Genomic DNA, 15,319 nt, shown 5'->3' with positions numbered 1-15,319 from the left:
ATCTGATGACGTCGTTCGGGTTCGGCCGGGATTTGGTGGACAGCGCCGAGGGCGCCTACCTGACCTTAGGTGACGGCCGGCGCATCCTTGACCTCACTGGCGGAGTGGGGGTGCTCAACCACGGCCACAACCATCCACGGATCCTGGCGGCCCGACAGCGGTTCGCCGAGCGTCGCCGGATGGAGGTGCACAAGACGTACTTCTCCCCCTACCTGGCTGCGCTGGGGCACAATCTGGCGCAGCTGCTGCCCGGCGACCTCTCCATGTCGTTCCTGCCGAACTCCGGTGCCGAGGCGGTGGAAGGGGCCGTGAAGCTAGCCTATAAATACCACGGGGGCCATCGGGGTACCATCCTTCGGGCAGACTGCGCCTTCCACGGAAAGTTGCTCGGCTCCGGCGGACTCACCGGCCAGCCGCACTTCAACTTCCCGACAATTCCGGGAATCGCCACATTTAGCTACGGCGATCTGGATTCTGTTCGGTCGGCTATCGAGCAGCACGCCGGCGATGTCTATGCCCTGATCGTGGAACCCTTCAGCGCCTCCACCATTCAGTGGTGCGACGAGGATTTCCTTCGCGGGGTACGGGAACTGTGCGACCGACACGACATCGTGCTCATCTTCGATGAGATCTACACCGGTTGGGGCAAGACGGGCAGCTTGTTCTATTTCATGCGCTATCCCGGTCTGATCCCGGACGTGCTAACCACCAGCAAATCGTTCGGCGGCGGCAAATCGTCCATATCGGCCTTCGTGGCCCGCAAACCGGTGTTCCGTAAGGCGTACGACAACCTGACGGACGCCCTGCTGCAGAGCACCAGCACCACCTACTACGGCATGGGCGAGGAGTGTGTGACCGCCCTGGAGGCGATCAACATCGCGGTGGAGGACGACTATCCGGCCCGGGCCCGCGCACTGGAGCGGGTCCTGGAACCCGCCCTGCACCGGCTGGCCAAGGAACACCCGGAGGCGGTGGGCCGGGTGGCGGGCGCCGGGGCGCTCTGGGGCGTACACATCGACGGCGGCCCCAAGATCCTCGACCTGGTCTCCCGGCTGGCCCCCGCGGGCATGGCCCGCGACCCCCGGTTCAAGGCCAAGCTGGTGACCTGCGCCGTGATCAACGCGCTCTACCGGGACCACGACATCTTCACCTACTACACCCTCAACGGGCTGAACCCCCTGATCATCGGCCCCTCCCTGGTCACCGAGCCGGCCGATGCCCAACGCGCGGTGGAGGCCCTGGACGAGGTGCTCGGCCAGGGGTTGACCCGACTGGTCACCCGGTTCGTCGCGCAGAAGGTGGGTTCGCTGTGGTGATCGCGATCACCGGCGCGGCCGGCATGCTCGGCTCCCGGCTGGCCGAACGTCTGATCGCCGACGGCCACCAGGTCCACGGGGTCGACCTGCGGTCCGAGCCCACGGTCAGTCACGTCGGGGACATCCGCGACCCCGAGCTGTTGGCCCGCGCCTTCACCGGAGCCACCGCGGTGATCCACTGTGCCGCCGCCCTGCCCAGCTACCCGGCCGACCAGATCCGGTCGATCATCATCGACGGGACCCGCACCGTCTTCGAGGCCGCCCGTCGGGCCGAGGTGGGGCGGGTGCTGCACATCTCCTCGACCGCGGTCTACGGGCTGCCCAAGCAGGTGCCCACCCCGGAGGAGCATCCCCGGATGCCGGTCGACACCTACTCCGCGGCCAAGGCCGCCGCCGAGGAGATCGCCGAGCGGCACCGGGCCGAGGGCCTGCCGGTGGCGGTGCTACGCCCCAAGACCTTCCTGGGCCCCGGGCGGATGGGGCTGTTCGCCATGCTCTTCGAGTGGGCCGAGGAGGGCCGCAACTTCCCGGTCCTGGGCCGTGGCGACGTGCGGATCCAGATGTTCGCCGCGGAGGACCTGGTGGAGGCGGTGCTCACCGTGCTCACCGCCGACGACGACCTGGCCAACGACACCTACAACCTCGCCGCCGAGCGGTTCGGCACCCTCCGGGAGGACTTCCAGGCCGTCCTGGACGCCGCCGGTCACGGCCGGCGGGTGGTCTCCCTGCCCGCGCGGCCGGCCCTGTTCACCCTCAGCCTGCTGGAACGCAGCCGCCTGTCACCGGTCTACGGTCGGCTGCTGCACAAGCTGATGGCCGACTCGTACGTCAGCATCGACAAGGCCCGGCAGCGGCTGGGTTTCCATCCGAAGCTGTCCAACCAGGACGCCATCCTGCGCACCTACGAGTGGTGGCGGGCCGAGCGGCACCGTGAGCAGCCCAGGGGCGAGGGCCGGACCAGCCGTGATCCCTGGCGGCAGGGTCTGCTGGCCGCCACCAGGATCTTCTTCTGACGGGGCCATGATGACAGCCGCCGACACCGTCGTGGAGCCGGTCGCCCCGGTCGCCGCCAACCGCGACACCCGCCTCCGACCGCTGCCCCGCCACCTGCTCGCCCTGGCCCGGCCGGGTCATGTCGTCAAGAACCTGTTCGCCGTTCCGCTAGCCCTGATCGACACCCCGGTCTGGACCCTCACGGCGCTGTGGCGGTGCGTCTGGGCGGTGGCCGCCTTCACCCTCGCCTCCTCGGTCATCTATGTCCTCAACGACATCGCCGACCGGCACCGGGACGGGGCACACCCGGAGAAGCGGCACCGGCCGATCGCCGCCGGGCACGTCCCGGTCCCGGTGGCCTGGGGGTACGCGGGCCTGCTCGCCGCCGGACTGATCACCCTGACCGTCACCGCTCCCCCGATGGCCTGGTGGCCCCTGGTCGGCTACCTGCTGCTGAGCGCCGCCTACAGCAGGTGGCTCAAACACCAGCCACTGCTGGACGTCTGTGTGGTCGCCACCGGCTTCGTGCTGCGGGTGCTGCAGGGCTACGCCGCGGTCGAGACGCCGCCGTCCAGCCTGCTGCTGACCGCGGTGTTCAGCGGCTGCCTGGTGCTGATCCTCGGCAAACGCCGACACGAACTGGCGGTCCTGGGCGCCGGGCACCGGCCCGCCCTGGACGGCTACAACCTGCTGCTCGCCGACCACCTGCTCGGCCTGACCACCACCCTGGCCGGGGTCTCCTTCCTGCTGTACCTGCACCTCGACACACCGATCGACGCCTACCCGCCGGCCGTGCTGGCCCTCGTCGTACCCCTGGGGCTGCTGGCCGCCTTCCGGTACCTGCAGGCGGTACTCGTGCAGCGCACCGGCGGCGATCCGATCCGGATCCTGCTGCGCGATCGGACGATCGTCGGTTGCGCCGTACTGGTCGGTGTCGTTCTCGCCGTAGCACAGCTCAACGCCCGCTATCCACACCTGCTGACCTGGACGGAAAGATGAGCCCTCCTCTGGTGTCGGTCATCGTGCCGAACTACAACTACGCCCGCGCACTGCACCTGTGCCTCGACTCCCTGCGGGCCCAGACATACCCGCAGCTTGAGATCATCGTGGTGGACGACTGCAGCACCGACGACTCGGTGGCGGTCGCCGAGGCCCACGGGGCCCGGGTCGTGCGTACGCCCAGCAACAGCGGGCCCGCCGCGGCCCGCAACCTCGGTGCCGCGGTGGCCGCCGGTGAGATCCTGTTCTTCATCGACTCCGATGTGGCCGCCCGTCCCGACGCGGTAGCCAACGCGGTCGAGCTGCTCACCGAGGACCCGACCATCGGCGCGGTCTGCGGCAACTACGACCCGGTCCCGCTGATCCGGGACAGCCTCCTGGAGGAGTACCGCTGTCTCCAGCAGTCCTACTGGCTGATCGCCGACGAGGGTCGCATCAGCACCCTCTACACCGCCCTGCTGGCCATTCCGACCCGGGTGTTCGAGGAAATCGGCCCCTTCAACCCCCGGTTGCGGGAGACCGAGAACGCCGACTACGGCCTGCGGCTGGCGGAGCGCTACGGGATCCTGCTCACGCCCAGGGTGCGCGGTGTGCACGACCACGACCACGAACTGGGGGTGCTGGTCCGCAAGGTCTTCACCCGCACGGCACTGCACATCCCGATGTACGCCCGCAAGCCGGAGTTCCCCGGCGGACTGCGCAGCGGCCCCCGCGCCTGGGTCAGCATCGCCGCCCCGCTGGCCGTCCTCACCCTGGTGCTGCCGGTGCTGCTGGGCCCGGCCTTCCTGCTGGTGCCGCTGGCCGCCTTCGCCGCCTTCGTCGCCGGTGACCTGCCGATGCACCGGTTCGTCCTGGCCGAGCGGGGCTGGTTGTTCCTCTGCTACTTCGTAGCGATGCACTTCTTCCTTAATCTGGTCATCGCGGTCGCTGCGGCCTCCGGCGTGATCGCCTGGTTGTCCTCACCCCGCTTCCGCCGGCTCTACGATCGTCCGGAGGTCGCCACCCGATGAACGCGTTTCCGCTGGTCTCGGTGATCGTGCCGAACTACAACTACGCCGAGTCCCTGGATCTCTGCCTGCGGTCCATCCTCGACCAGACCTACCCGAACATCGAGCTGGTGATGGTCGACGACTGCAGTACCGACCAGTCCGTCGCGGTGGCCGAGGCCCTGGGGGTCCGGGTGCTCAGCACGGGCACCAACGGCGGCTGCGGCACCGCCCGCAACGTCGGCGCCGCCCACACCAGCGGCGAGCTGATCTGCTACGTCGACTCCGACCTGGCGCTGGCCCCGGAGGCGATCGCGACCGCGGTGAGCATCCTGCGGGCGGAGCCGACCGTCGGGGCGGTCTGCGGCATCCAGGACCCCGAGCCGCTGCTGCACGACACCATCGTCTCCCGCTACCGTGGCCTCCAGTATCACTACTGGTCGATCAGTTCCGAGGGTGACGTGTCGTTCCTCTTCCCCGCCGTGTGCATGATCCGGCGCTCCGTGTACGACGAGATCGGGCCGTTCAACCCCGCGCTGCGGCAGACCGAGGAGGTCGACTACGGCTACCGGCTGACCCGTCGGCACCGGATGCGGCTGACCTCCGAGGTACGCGGCCGGCACGATCACGACCACGAGCTGCGGGGGCTGCTGCGCAAGCTGTTCCACCGGGGACGGTTGCGCATCCCGCTGTACGCGCGGGCCCGACGCTTCGGCAAGGGCTTCGAGACGGCCTCCCGCGCCTGGGGCTCCCTGGTCGCCTTCCTCAGCCTGCCGGCCCTGGCCGCGCCCCTGCTGCTGGGTGGCTGGTGGGCCCTGCTGCCGGCCCTGCTGTTCGGCGCCTCCCTGGTCTGCGACGCCGGGATGTACCGCTTCGTCCTGCGTCGGCAGGGGCCCCTGTTCCTGCTCGGCTTCGTCGTGTTGCAGTTCATGGTCAACGTGACGATCACGGCCGGGGTGGCCAGCGGCGCCGTGCAGTGGCTGCTGTCCCGGCCCTTCCGCGAACTGTACGACGCCTCGTTCCCGATCGACGGCAACCGCCAGTGGAAGTCGGCGTGACCACAGCGGCTCCCGCCGAGACCGTAGCCGACCAGGCCCCGTCCCTCCACCCGCCCCGGCGGCGGTGGGCGGGGCGGGTCCTGGTCGGCGCCGCGGCGCTCTGGCTGGTGTTCACCCTCGCGCATGTGATGATCAGCGGGCGGTCCTGGCTCTGGCTGGCGGTGGACACCGTGCCACCACCGGCCTTCCTCCTGATGCCCCTGGTGCTGGGCCTCGGCGCGATCGTGAGCCGACACCGCCGGGCGGTGGCGCTGCTGGCCGCCGCCGGGCTGCTGCTCGGGGCGGGACTCAGCGGGGTGAACCTGCGGTGGTGGCAGGGCGGTGACGGCCCCGCCCCGCCGGACGTCCTGCGGGTCTTCTCCTGGAACACCGGCTACTGGGACGAGTGGGGCCAGACCGAGGCGCTGTACCGGGTGCTGCGCGAGGCCGACGCCGACGTCTACCTGTTGCAGGAGTACTGGTACGAGCAGGGCCACCCGACGGAGGAGACCCTCGCCCGGCTGCGGGCCGAGTTCCCCGAACACCAGGTGGTGGTCCTGGGTGAACTGGTGACCCTCTCCCGGGTGCCGGTGCTGCGGCAGGTGCCGGTGGAGGCCCCCGACCTGCCCGCAGCGATGGCCGAGGCCGGCGACGAGTGGCGGTACAAGGCCCTGCGTACCGATCTGGACCTCGGTACGGGTCGGGTGCTGTCGACGTACAACGTGCACCTGCCGGTGCAGATCTCCCCCGAGCATGGCCCGTTCGACGGCGACTTCTACCGGATCATGCGAGAACAGCGCGCCCAGCGGGAGCCGCAGTGGCGGGCCCTGGCCCGTGACGTCCGCGCCAATCCCCACCCGGTGCTGCTCGCCGGTGATCTGAACACCACCCCGGCGATGGGTGACCTGCGCAAGGTGCCCGAGGGCCTGCGGGACGCCAAGTACGCCATGTCCTCGCCGTATCCGGCCAGTTGGGGCTTGCGTCCCGGATGGCCGCACTGGTGGCGGTTGGACTGGGCCTTCGTCTCACCCCAGGTGCGGGTGCACGACTACCGCTTCGGTTCGGCGGGCGGGGCCTCCGACCACCGACCGCAGGAGTTGCGGGTCTCCATGCCGTGACCGAGGACACGCACCGTGCGTAACCGGTCACCCTCTGATCAGGCAATTCCCGCGTGATGCCCGCCGATACACCCCGTCACCGCACACCCACCCCTCACCAAGATCGTCAACATTCCATCCTCGGAAGTTCTGCTATACGGTCGAGGGGTGAAAACCGAGCGTCACTGGTGGAACGGCAACCGCACCGTGCGCGGACGTCGCGATGTGTACATCCGCACTGACGGTCAGTCATGGGAGGTGGAGGCCCGAGCCGGCGGCGAAGCCGGCCGGTCGAAGATCCACCAGTGTCCCGGGCGACAGTCGGCGGAGATCCTGGCCCGCGCCTGGATGGACGAGCAGAGCCGCTGGCAGGTGGTCTCCCCCTGAGCGGCACCGGGTTACTCCTGGCCGCTTCCCGGCGGCCAGGAGGCCCCTGCGGCGGCTTCGAGTAGACTGGCAGCACGGCCGGCCCACCATGGCGGCCGGGTTCGATGTCCCACGCCACGCGCCGCGGCCGCACGGTCAGCGCCGGGCGGGACGTCCCTTCGACGTTCGGAGCCTTCATGGCGGCACGCCGCCCACACCAGAACACCTCATCTGACTCGCCCACCTTCGCCGACCTCGGCGTGCCCGACGCGCTGACCCGCGTACTGGCCGCGAGCGGCGTGGACCGGCCGTTCCCCATCCAGGCCGCGACCCTGCCGGACGCCCTGGCCGGGCGGGACGTGCTGGGCCGGGGGCGCACCGGGTCGGGAAAGACCTACGCCTTCGTCCTGGCGGTGTTGAGCCGCCTGGCCGCCAGCCCGAAGCCACGGCGGGCCGGGCGCCCCCGGGCCCTGATCCTGGTGCCCACCCGTGAGCTGGCCACCCAGATCGACAGCGTGATGGCGCCCCTGGCCCAGGCCCTGTCACTGCGCACGATGACCATCTTCGGCGGAGTCGCCGCGCGGCCCCAGATCGCCGGGCTCCGGGCCGGGGTGGACGTCCTGGTGGCCTGCCCGGGCCGCCTGGCCGACCATGTCGGGACCGGCAACGCCCACCTCGACGCCGTCGAGATCACCGTGTTGGACGAGGCCGACCACATGGCCGACCTCGGCTTCCTGCCGACGGTGCGGCGGCTGCTGGAGCAGACCCCCCGCAGCGGGCAGCGCCTGCTGTTCTCCGCGACCCTGGACGCCGGGGTCGATGTCCTGGTGCGGCGGTTCCTGGTCGATCCGGCCACGCACAGTGTCGACTCCACCCTGTCGCCGGTCACCGCGATGGCGCACCACGTGCTGCACGTCAACGCCGAGGACCGGTTCGAGGTGCTCGTCGAGTTGACCGCCGCCCCGGGCCGTACGGTGGTGTTCACCCGGACCAAGCGAGGCGCCAAGACCCTCACCCGCCGGCTGGTGGCCGCCGGGGTGACCGCGGTCGAACTGCACGGCAACCTGGCCCAGGGTGCGCGTACCCGCAATCTCCAGGCCTTCTCCGACGGCCAGGCGCACACCCTGGTCGCCACCGACATCGCCGCCCGGGGCATCCATGTCGACGACGTGGCCCTGGTCGTGCACGCCGATCCGCCGGTGGAGCACAAGGCGTACCTGCACCGCTCGGGCCGTACCGCCCGGGCCGGCGCCGCCGGGACGGTCGTCACCCTGATGACCGACGGGCAGGTGCCCGAGGTGCGGGAGTTGACCCGCAAGGCCGGCATCAAGGCGACCACCACCCGATTGCGCCCGGGTGACGCCCTGCTGCGGGAACTCGCTCCGGGGGAACGGATCCTCGCCCCCCGGCCGGTGACCCCGGCGGCCGAGCTTCGGCACGAGGTGCCCTCCGCCAACGGCGGCCGGGGCCGACGCGGCGGCGGCAAGCCGGCCACGGCCGCGGCGACCTCGACGCGGTCCGCACCGGCGCGCGGCGGCGCGGCTGCCTTCTCCGCCCGGGCCCGGCCCAGCGCCCGCCGCAGCGGGCGCTGACCCCACCGGTCGAGCCTCCCGGTCCACCCCGGCCGCCGGTTACCGGGTGAAGCGGTCGGCGGCGTCGCCTTCCAGATGTCCTGGTGGGAGGCGACGGCCGCAGATCACGCCGGGTCGGGCGACCGCCTGAGGGAACGGTGGGCGACCCGGTGCGGCACCCTGATGAGGTGCACGCCGAAGAATCCGCCGATCACCTCCGATTACCCCGGGCCCAGGTCGGGTCCAGCCCGCAACACCTGCTGACCACCCTGCTCGGCGAGTATCTCGACTCGTCTGAGGCCGAGCTGCCCTCGACCGCGGTCATCGCGATGCTGCGGGAGTTCGGAGTCAGCGAGTCCAGCGCCCGGGCCGCGCTGTCGCGACTGGTCAAGCGCGGTCTGATCGCCGGGCGGCGGGACGCCCGGCCGCCGGTCTACCACCTGACGGCGCAGGCGATCGCCAAGCATCGCGTACGGATGCAGCATTTCCTGAACTTCGGGGCCGGTCCCCCGCAGTGGACCGGCGCCTGGGTGATGGTGTCCTTCTCGATTCCGCGTTCCGGTCAGGCCTTGCGGCACACCGTACGCAGGGCGTTGAGCGCGCTGCGTTTCGTGGGCCTGTACGACAGCGTGTGGATCCGGCCGGGCTCCGACGCCGCACCGGTGCGCAGGGCGTTGGCGGAGTTGCTGGAGCACGCCAAGGATGCCCGATGGTCGGTCATGCACGTCCGGTTCGACGAGGAGGCCGGGCCGCACGGACCGGCCGGGGCGTACGACCTGGCCGCTCTGGCTGCCGGGTACTCCCGGTTCATCCAGCAGTACGCCGAGCTGCGCAGGGCCGCCCGCAGCGGAGAGGTGGACCCGGCCAGTGCCCTGGTGGCCCGCACCTCCGCGATGAACTCCTGGCGCAGGTTCGCGGACTCCGATCCGGATCTGCCGCAGCATCTGCTTCCGCAGCCGTGGCCGCGTCAGCGGGCCAGAGAGACCTTCCTGGACATCCACACCACGCTCGGCGCGCTGGCGCAGGCCCGCCTCATCGAGGTGGTGGCCCCGCACTGGCCGGACGCCGCTTCGTGGATCACCTACTTCCAGGCATCGAGGGACCCCGCACGGCCGGAACCGGTGCGCGGCGAGCCGGCCGGCCAGCCCCCGCAGGCCGACCAGAAGCAGACCTCGCATTGACACTTTTCATTGCTCTGGTAATAGTTACTGCACACACCGCTCCCCTTGAGTCGCCTGTGGGGACCGCAGCCGGGCGGTCAGGGCAGCCACACCGATTCGACTCGTTGGCCGGTGCCGACCCCGGTCAGGGCACGGATGGACAGCGGCCACCGCCACCGCAGGGAGTGCCACCAGTGACATCCCCCTGGAGGGTGCATGAAAAGGAGAACGAAGGTCTACGCGGGACTCGCCGCCCTCGTCGTCCCGGTCACCTCTGTGATCATGGCGATCAGCGTGGCCCCGGCCAGCGCCGCGGTCGGGGGCTCCGGCCCCTACCCGGCCGACTACGAGACCTCCCCCAGCCTGGCCAACCACACCATCTACCGGCCGCAGAACCTACCGTCCGAGCGGCTGCCCATCCTCGCCTGGGGCAACGGGGCCTGTTCGGGCAACGGCCTCTCGCAACACAACTTCCTGCGTGAGATCGCCTCGCACGGCTTCCTCGCCGTGGCCAACGGGGCACCGAACGGTGGCGGATCCACCAACGCCCAGATGCTGACCCAGACCATCGACTGGGCGGTGGCGGAGAACTCCCGGGCCGGCAGCAAGTACTACAACCGGCTGGACACCACCAAGATCGCCGTGGCGGGCTTCTCCTGCGGAGGTGTGGAGGCGTACGCCGTCTCCAACGACCCCCGGATCACCACGACCGGCATCTTCAACAGCGGCCTGCTGAACGACGCCGACGACTACCAGCTCAGGCGGTTGACCAAGCCGATCGCCTACTTCATCGGCGGGCCCAGCGACATCGCCTACCCCAACGCCATGGACGACTGGGGCAAGCTGCCGGCCGGGCTGCCCGCCTTCATGGGCAACCTGAACGTCGGGCACGGTGCCACCTACGACCAGCCCAACGGCGGTGAGTTCGGTCGGGTGGCGACGCTCTACTTCAAGTGGCGGCTGAAGGGCGACACCGCCGCCGGGGCCAACTTCGTCGGCCCCAACTGCGGGTTGTGCGGCACCCAGTGGCAAGTCCAGCAGAAGAACCTGACCCTCGACACCACCCCGCCGCCGACCACCCCACCACCGACCACCCCACCACCGACCACCCCGCCGCCGACCACCCCACCACCCGCCAGCCCGCCGCCCGGCGGAAGCGGCTGCACGGCGGTCTTCACGGTGCAGGACCAGTGGAACGGCGGCTTCGTCGCCAACGTCAACGTCACCGCGGGAAGCACCGCCCTCAACGGCTGGACAGTCACCCTGAACCTGCCGAGCGGCGTGTCGGTCAGCAACGTCTGGAACGGTGTGTCCACCGGCAGCAGCGGCATCATCACCGTGAGGAACGAGCACTACAACGGACAGGTGGGCGCCGGTCAGACCACCAGTTTCGGTTTCCAGGGCACCGGAAACGGTAGCGGAACCGCCGCCGTCTGTAGCGGTAGCTGAGGGCACCGGTAACCAACCAGGGCCTCGAACGGGCCGATGCCACGGCACCGGCCCGTTCGAGCGTGTTCCGCGCCACGAGGCCGGACTCAGAGTTGGGACGCCGCTGGTTGATTGATCACGCGGCAGGCAGGCGGGCAGCCGGAACGAGACATCCGGTCCCGGCGTGCCTCTTTCGGTCACCGACCGCCGGTCGGCGTCGTCGGCGCGACCATGGCAAGGCCCGCCGCCTCGGCCCGGTCGAACCTGTCGTCGATGACGACGACCTCGCGGCCCGCGTTGACCAGCAGCGACGCTGCGGCGGTGGCGCGGTAGCCGGAGCCACAGTGCACCCAGACGGTGCCGGCGGGCACGTCGGCGAGCCGCTCGGGCAGGTCCGGTAACGGGACGTGCACGGCCCCGTCAACGTGGCCGCCGCGCCACTCGTTGGTCATCCGCACGTCGAGGACCACGTCCGGGGCGGCCAGGCCGGCCGGCAGTCTCCCCTTGCGAGCGGCGGCGAGAGCCGGAAAGTCGGCCATCCGCAGTTCGCGGAGCTGCCCGGGCTCGGCCGCCCACTGCTCGGCCTCGCCGGTGGCCTGCGCGGCCGGCCGGTCGATGCCGATGCGGACCAGCTCCCGCTGGGCGTCGGCCACCTGTTCCGGGGTCTCGGCCAGCAGAGTGACCGGGGCACCCCAGTCGATCAGCCAACCCAGCCAGGTCGACATCGGGCCGTCGAGCCCCAGGCTGACCGTTCCGGTCAGATGGGAGGCCGCGTACGCCTTGCGGTGTCGCAGGTCCACGACCCACTCGCCGGCGGCGATGCGCTTCCGCAGGGCGGTGGGTTCCGCCCGGGTCACCGGGCTGAGGTCCACCGGGGCCGGGCCGGCGAAGTTCGCCACCCCCATGTGGGCGTAGTACGCCGGGTAGTCGTCCAGCCCGGCCAGGGTCTGTTCGACGAACTCGTCCGCCGCCAGGCGCAGCACCGGGTTCACCTGCTTCTCCCGGCCGATGGTCGAGTCCGGGGCGTCGGCCTGGCCGGCCGAGCAGAAGCTGCCGAAGCCGTGGGTCGGCCACACCTGCACCCCGTCCGGCAGCAGGTCGGCCAGTCGCTTCGCCGAGGCGTACTGCTGGTGGGCCAGGTCGTGGGCGTACTGCTTGCCGAGCAGGTCGGTGCGGCCGGTCGTGCCGAACAGCAGCGATCCGCCGGTGAACACCCCCACCGGCCGCCAGTCACCACCGGTCGCCTCCTCCAGGACGTACGACAGGTGGTGGAAGGTGTGGCCCGGGGTGGCGACCACCCGCAGCCGCAGCTGGTCCGAGACCGGCACCACCTCGCCGTCGACGACCGGGGAATGCCCGAAGTCGACCTCGTCGGCCGCGGCGACCAGGTACTGCGCCCCGGTCATCCGGGCCAGTTCCAGACCGCCGGAGACATAGTCGTTGTGGATGTGGGTCTCCAGCACATGGGTGATCCGCACCCCCTTCTCGCCGGCCAGATACAGCACCCGGTCGATGTCACGCTGGGGGTCGACCACGACCGCCTGTCGCCCGTCCGAGGCCAGGTAGCTGCGGTCGCCGAGTGAGGATGTCGCGATGACGAACACCTCTACCGCCATTACCGCTCTCCCTTCCCATCCCGCGTACGCCCAAGGGGATGTGCTGCGCGGACAGCCTTCTCCGCACCGGCTTGACTACCCGCCCCCGCCGCCGGCACGCGCGTGGGGATGTCGCTACTAGCAGCCTTAGTACTATGCTGCTTAGTACTAAGGCTGCTAGTAGCCTTCGATCAGGCTGGAGGAGACGCCGATGAAGCCGACCCGTGCAGGCTCCGGGAAGACCCGGCCGCCGATTCGCCGGGCAGCCGGATGGCTTGGTCCAGTCGTGGTCATCGCGATCGTCGCGGTCCTGGCGATCATCGCCAGGCCGTCCGACCAGCCCGCCGGCCCGGCCGCCGCCGGTGGACAGGAGGAGAGCCCCTTCGCCAGCCTGGCCCGGCGTACCCCCGGCGATCCGCTGGCCCTCGGCGCACCGGACGCCCCCGTCGTGGTCATCGAGTACGCCGACTTCCAGTGCCCCTTCTGCGGCAAGCACGCCCGGGAGACCACACCCCGGCTGATCCGGGACTACGTCGACCAGGGGCTGGTCCGCATCGAGTGGCGTGACCTGCCCTACCTCGGCGAGGAGTCCCGGGCCGCTGCCACCGCCGCGCGAGCCGCCGCCGCCCAGGGCAGATTCTGGGAGTTCCACGACGCGCTGTACGCCAGCCAGCGCCGGGTCAACAGTGGAGCGCTCAACGACGCCGCCCTGCGGGACATCGCCACCCGGATCGGGCTGGACCTGACCCGCTTCGACGCCGACCGGGCCTCCCCGGGCATCCGGGAGGCCATCGACCGGGACCAGCGGGAGGCCACCTCGATGGGTCTGACCGGCACTCCGGCCTTCAGCATCGGGGACACCCTCATCATCGGCGCCCAGCCGTACGAGGCCTTCAAGCAGGCCATCGACGAGCAGCTGGACACCCCGTGAGCGAGATCGGCTACCTGGCCGCCCTGCTGGGCGGGGTGCTCGCCCTGCTCAGCCCGTGCAGCGCCATGCTGCTGCCGGCCTTCTTCGCGTACGCCTTCCAGAACCCGCGTCGGTTGCTGGCCCGCACCGGGGTCTTCTACCTGGGCCTGGCCGCCGTCCTGGTGCCCCTCGGGGTGGGGTCCACCGTGGTGGCCAACGCCTTCTTCCAACACCGCGACACCCTGATCCTGGTCGCCGGCTGGTCGATCATCGCCCTCGGGGTCGTGCAGCTGGCCGGCATGGGGTTCGCCTTCGGGCCGGCGCAACGGCTGCTGGGCCGGATCACCGGGAACTCCCCCCTGTCGGTCTTCGCGCTGGGCGCGGTGTACGGGCTGGCCGGCTTCTGTTCCGGTCCGATCCTGGGCGGAATCCTCACGGTGGCCGCCACCTCGGCGCGACCGGCGATCGGTGGTGCCCTGCTGGCCGTCTACGCGCTGGGCATGACGCTGCCCCTGCTGCTGCTGGCCCTGGTCTGGGGCCGGTGGCGCATCGCCGAACGGCGCTGGTTGCGCGGCCGGTCCTTCACGGTGGGCCGGCTGCGTCTGCACACCACCTCGGCCATCTCCGGCCTGATCTTCATCGCGTTGGGCGCCTTCTTCCTGGCCTTCGACGGCACGGCCGGACTGGCCGGGGGCCTCGGCCTGACCGACCTCGAGAGCACCGCGCAACGGTGGGTCACCAACACCCTCGGTCAGGTACCGGACGAGTTTGTCCTCCTGGCCGTGGCGCTGGCCGCAGCGGCCGTCCTGGTACGTCGCCGCCGTCGCGCCGCCGCCGACCGGCAGAGCACCACCGCCGAACAGGCAACCAGCCCGCAGAGCACCAGCACCGCCCCGGCGGCCGGCGAGCGGGCCTGCCCCACTCCGGCCGGGTCGAAGCTGCTCGCCGCCGACGGTACGGTCGACCGGTGAGCCGAGATCGACGGAAGGACCCGGGCAACGACCGTCCACTGGGTCCACTGGAAGCCGCGGTGATGGACGCGCTGTGGGCGGCGGCCGAGCCGCTGACCGTACGGCAGATGGTCGACGCGATGGCGGACCGCAACCTCGCCTACACCACGGTGATGACGGTGCTGGACAACCTGCACCGCAAGGGCTGGGCGGACCGCGACCTGGCCGGCCGGGCCTACCGCTACCGCCCGAGGGCCAGCCGGGAGGAGCATGTCGGGCAGCTCATGGCCGAGGCGCTCTCCTCGGCCGCCGACCAGCACGCCGCGCTGGCCCGGTTCGTGGACGCCATGCGACCCGAGGAGGCGGCGGCGCTGCGCGAGTTGCTGGATCAGCGTGGGGGGTCGGGTTCGTGACCAGCCTGGTCCTGCTGGCCTGGGCGACCCTGGTGGCGGCCCTGGCCCCTGCTGCCCTGACCGTACGGTGGACGACCTCCCTGCCCCGGTTCACGATCGGGCTGTGGCTGGGTGCGGAACTGTCCGTGACCGTAGCCGTCCTCTCCGCCGGGCTGTTCGTCGCCGTACCGCCGGCCACCCTGGCCGCCGGCCTGGACGGCATCGTCACGGCGTGCGTACGGGCCGTGGCGGGCCTGGGTGCCCTGAACGAGACCCTGGCGGTGACCGCCCTGCTGGCCACCGCGGTCCTCCTGGCCCGCCTGGTGGTCAGTTTCCTCCGCACCTTCGGGTCCGCCTCCCGCTGGCGCCGACGGCACCGGGCCGCGCTGCTGCCCCTGAGCCGGCAGGAGGCCGAGGGTTGGACGATGGTCGACCACTCGGCGGCGGCGGTCTACTGTCTGCCCGGCCGTCCGGGCACGGTCGTCGTCACCAGCGCCGCGGTGGAGGCCTGACCCCGGA

The 15,319-nt window shown here is 71.0% G+C and carries 15 protein-coding genes; 14 read left to right on the top strand and 1 reads right to left on the bottom strand.

Translation table 11 applies throughout. The features are described 5' to 3' along the window. The first annotated feature begins 5 nt into the window (after positions 1-5). The 10 genes from OIE53_RS04285 (at position 6) to OIE53_RS04240 (ending at position 10,974) form a co-directional block, all read left to right on the top strand. A complete protein-coding gene (locus tag OIE53_RS04285) occupies positions 6-1,316 on the top strand; it encodes an aspartate aminotransferase family protein (RefSeq protein WP_327027078.1) in 1,311 nt (436 codons plus the stop codon). Continuing rightward, the gene (locus tag OIE53_RS04280; RefSeq protein WP_327025251.1) at positions 1,310-2,329 is read left to right on the top strand and encodes an NAD-dependent epimerase/dehydratase family protein; all 1,020 of its coding nucleotides are present in this window, start codon (positions 1,310-1,312) and stop codon (positions 2,327-2,329) included. Before OIE53_RS04285 ends, OIE53_RS04280 begins: the two co-directional genes overlap by 7 nt. A gap of 10 nt (positions 2,330-2,339) precedes the next feature. Further along, the gene (locus tag OIE53_RS04275) at positions 2,340-3,308 is read left to right on the top strand and encodes a UbiA prenyltransferase family protein (RefSeq protein WP_327025250.1); all 969 of its coding nucleotides are present in this window, start codon (positions 2,340-2,342) and stop codon (positions 3,306-3,308) included. After that, the gene (locus tag OIE53_RS04270) at positions 3,305-4,318 is read left to right on the top strand and encodes a glycosyltransferase family 2 protein (protein WP_327025249.1); all 1,014 of its coding nucleotides are present in this window, start codon (positions 3,305-3,307) and stop codon (positions 4,316-4,318) included. Before OIE53_RS04275 ends, OIE53_RS04270 begins: the two co-directional genes overlap by 4 nt. After that, positions 4,315-5,352: a glycosyltransferase family 2 protein gene (locus OIE53_RS04265; RefSeq protein ID WP_327025248.1), complete on the top strand. Its 1,038-nt coding sequence runs from the start codon at positions 4,315-4,317 to the stop codon at positions 5,350-5,352. Before OIE53_RS04270 ends, OIE53_RS04265 begins: the two co-directional genes overlap by 4 nt. Further along, positions 5,349-6,449 (top strand): endonuclease/exonuclease/phosphatase family protein, encoded by a 1,101-nt coding sequence (locus OIE53_RS04260; RefSeq protein WP_327025247.1) that lies wholly within the window; start codon positions 5,349-5,351, stop codon positions 6,447-6,449. Before OIE53_RS04265 ends, OIE53_RS04260 begins: the two co-directional genes overlap by 4 nt. 147 nt (positions 6,450-6,596) lie before the next feature. Then, on the top strand, positions 6,597-6,815 hold the full coding sequence (locus tag OIE53_RS04255) for a hypothetical protein (RefSeq protein ID WP_327025246.1): 219 nt from the start codon (positions 6,597-6,599) through the stop codon (positions 6,813-6,815). Between the two features lie 176 nt (positions 6,816-6,991). Continuing rightward, entirely contained in the window at positions 6,992-8,386 is a 1,395-nt protein-coding gene (locus OIE53_RS04250) for a DEAD/DEAH box helicase (RefSeq protein WP_327025245.1), read from the top strand. Positions 8,387-8,553: 167 nt separating this feature from the next. Further along, entirely contained in the window at positions 8,554-9,546 is a 993-nt protein-coding gene (locus tag OIE53_RS04245; RefSeq protein WP_327025244.1) for a PaaX family transcriptional regulator, read from the top strand. Between the two features lie 195 nt (positions 9,547-9,741). Continuing rightward, entirely contained in the window at positions 9,742-10,974 is a 1,233-nt protein-coding gene (locus OIE53_RS04240; protein WP_327025243.1) for a cellulose binding domain-containing protein, read from the top strand. 176 nt (positions 10,975-11,150) lie between these two features. Here the strand turns inward: OIE53_RS04240 and OIE53_RS04235 are convergent, their stop codons facing one another. Next, the gene (locus OIE53_RS04235; RefSeq protein WP_327025242.1) at positions 11,151-12,569 is read right to left on the bottom strand and encodes an MBL fold metallo-hydrolase; all 1,419 of its coding nucleotides are present in this window, start codon (positions 12,567-12,569) and stop codon (positions 11,151-11,153) included. Positions 12,570-12,834: 265 nt separating this feature from the next. Between OIE53_RS04235 and OIE53_RS04230 the strand changes: the two genes are divergently transcribed. Genes OIE53_RS04230 through OIE53_RS04215 form a run of 4 tightly spaced genes read left to right on the top strand, consistent with a single transcriptional unit; the run spans position 12,835 to position 15,312 of the window. Further along, positions 12,835-13,479 (top strand): DsbA family protein, encoded by a 645-nt coding sequence (locus OIE53_RS04230; protein ID WP_327025241.1) that lies wholly within the window; start codon positions 12,835-12,837, stop codon positions 13,477-13,479. Beyond that, positions 13,476-14,429 carry a cytochrome c biogenesis CcdA family protein gene (locus tag OIE53_RS04225; RefSeq protein WP_327025240.1) on the top strand — a complete coding sequence of 318 codons (954 nt, stop codon included), beginning with the start codon at positions 13,476-13,478 and terminating at the stop codon, positions 14,427-14,429. Before OIE53_RS04230 ends, OIE53_RS04225 begins: the two co-directional genes overlap by 4 nt. Then, on the top strand, positions 14,426-14,821 hold the full coding sequence (locus OIE53_RS04220) for a BlaI/MecI/CopY family transcriptional regulator (protein WP_327025239.1): 396 nt from the start codon (positions 14,426-14,428) through the stop codon (positions 14,819-14,821). The genes OIE53_RS04225 and OIE53_RS04220 overlap by 4 nt, the downstream gene beginning before the upstream one ends. After that, on the top strand, positions 14,818-15,312 hold the full coding sequence (locus OIE53_RS04215; RefSeq protein WP_327025238.1) for a hypothetical protein: 495 nt from the start codon (positions 14,818-14,820) through the stop codon (positions 15,310-15,312). Before OIE53_RS04220 ends, OIE53_RS04215 begins: the two co-directional genes overlap by 4 nt. Positions 15,313-15,319: the final 7 nt, after the last annotated feature.

It is taken from the genome of Micromonospora sp. NBC_01739 (assembly GCF_035920385.1).
In the GTDB taxonomy this organism is placed as follows: Bacteria; Actinomycetota; Actinomycetes; order Mycobacteriales; family Micromonosporaceae; genus Micromonospora.
This window is presented reverse-complemented; position numbering and strand designations above follow the sequence as displayed.

What these genes read in the sequence shown, in the direction of transcription:
- OIE53_RS04285 (WP_327027078.1), top strand. Translation starts at nt 6, where the DNA reads ATGACGTCGTTCGGGTTCGGCCGGGATTTGGTGGACAGCGCCGAGGGC.
- OIE53_RS04275 (WP_327025250.1), top strand. Translation starts at nt 2,340, where the DNA reads ATGACAGCCGCCGACACCGTCGTGGAGCCGGTCGCCCCGGTCGCCGCC.
- OIE53_RS04240 (WP_327025243.1), top strand. Translation starts at nt 9,742, where the DNA reads ATGAAAAGGAGAACGAAGGTCTACGCGGGACTCGCCGCCCTCGTCGTC.
- OIE53_RS04250 (WP_327025245.1), top strand. Translation starts at nt 6,992, where the DNA reads ATGGCGGCACGCCGCCCACACCAGAACACCTCATCTGACTCGCCCACC.
- OIE53_RS04265 (WP_327025248.1), top strand. Translation starts at nt 4,315, where the DNA reads ATGAACGCGTTTCCGCTGGTCTCGGTGATCGTGCCGAACTACAACTAC.
- OIE53_RS04235 (WP_327025242.1), bottom strand. Translation starts at nt 12,569, where the DNA reads ATGGCGGTAGAGGTGTTCGTCATCGCGACATCCTCACTCGGCGACCGC.
- OIE53_RS04270 (WP_327025249.1), top strand. Translation starts at nt 3,305, where the DNA reads ATGAGCCCTCCTCTGGTGTCGGTCATCGTGCCGAACTACAACTACGCC.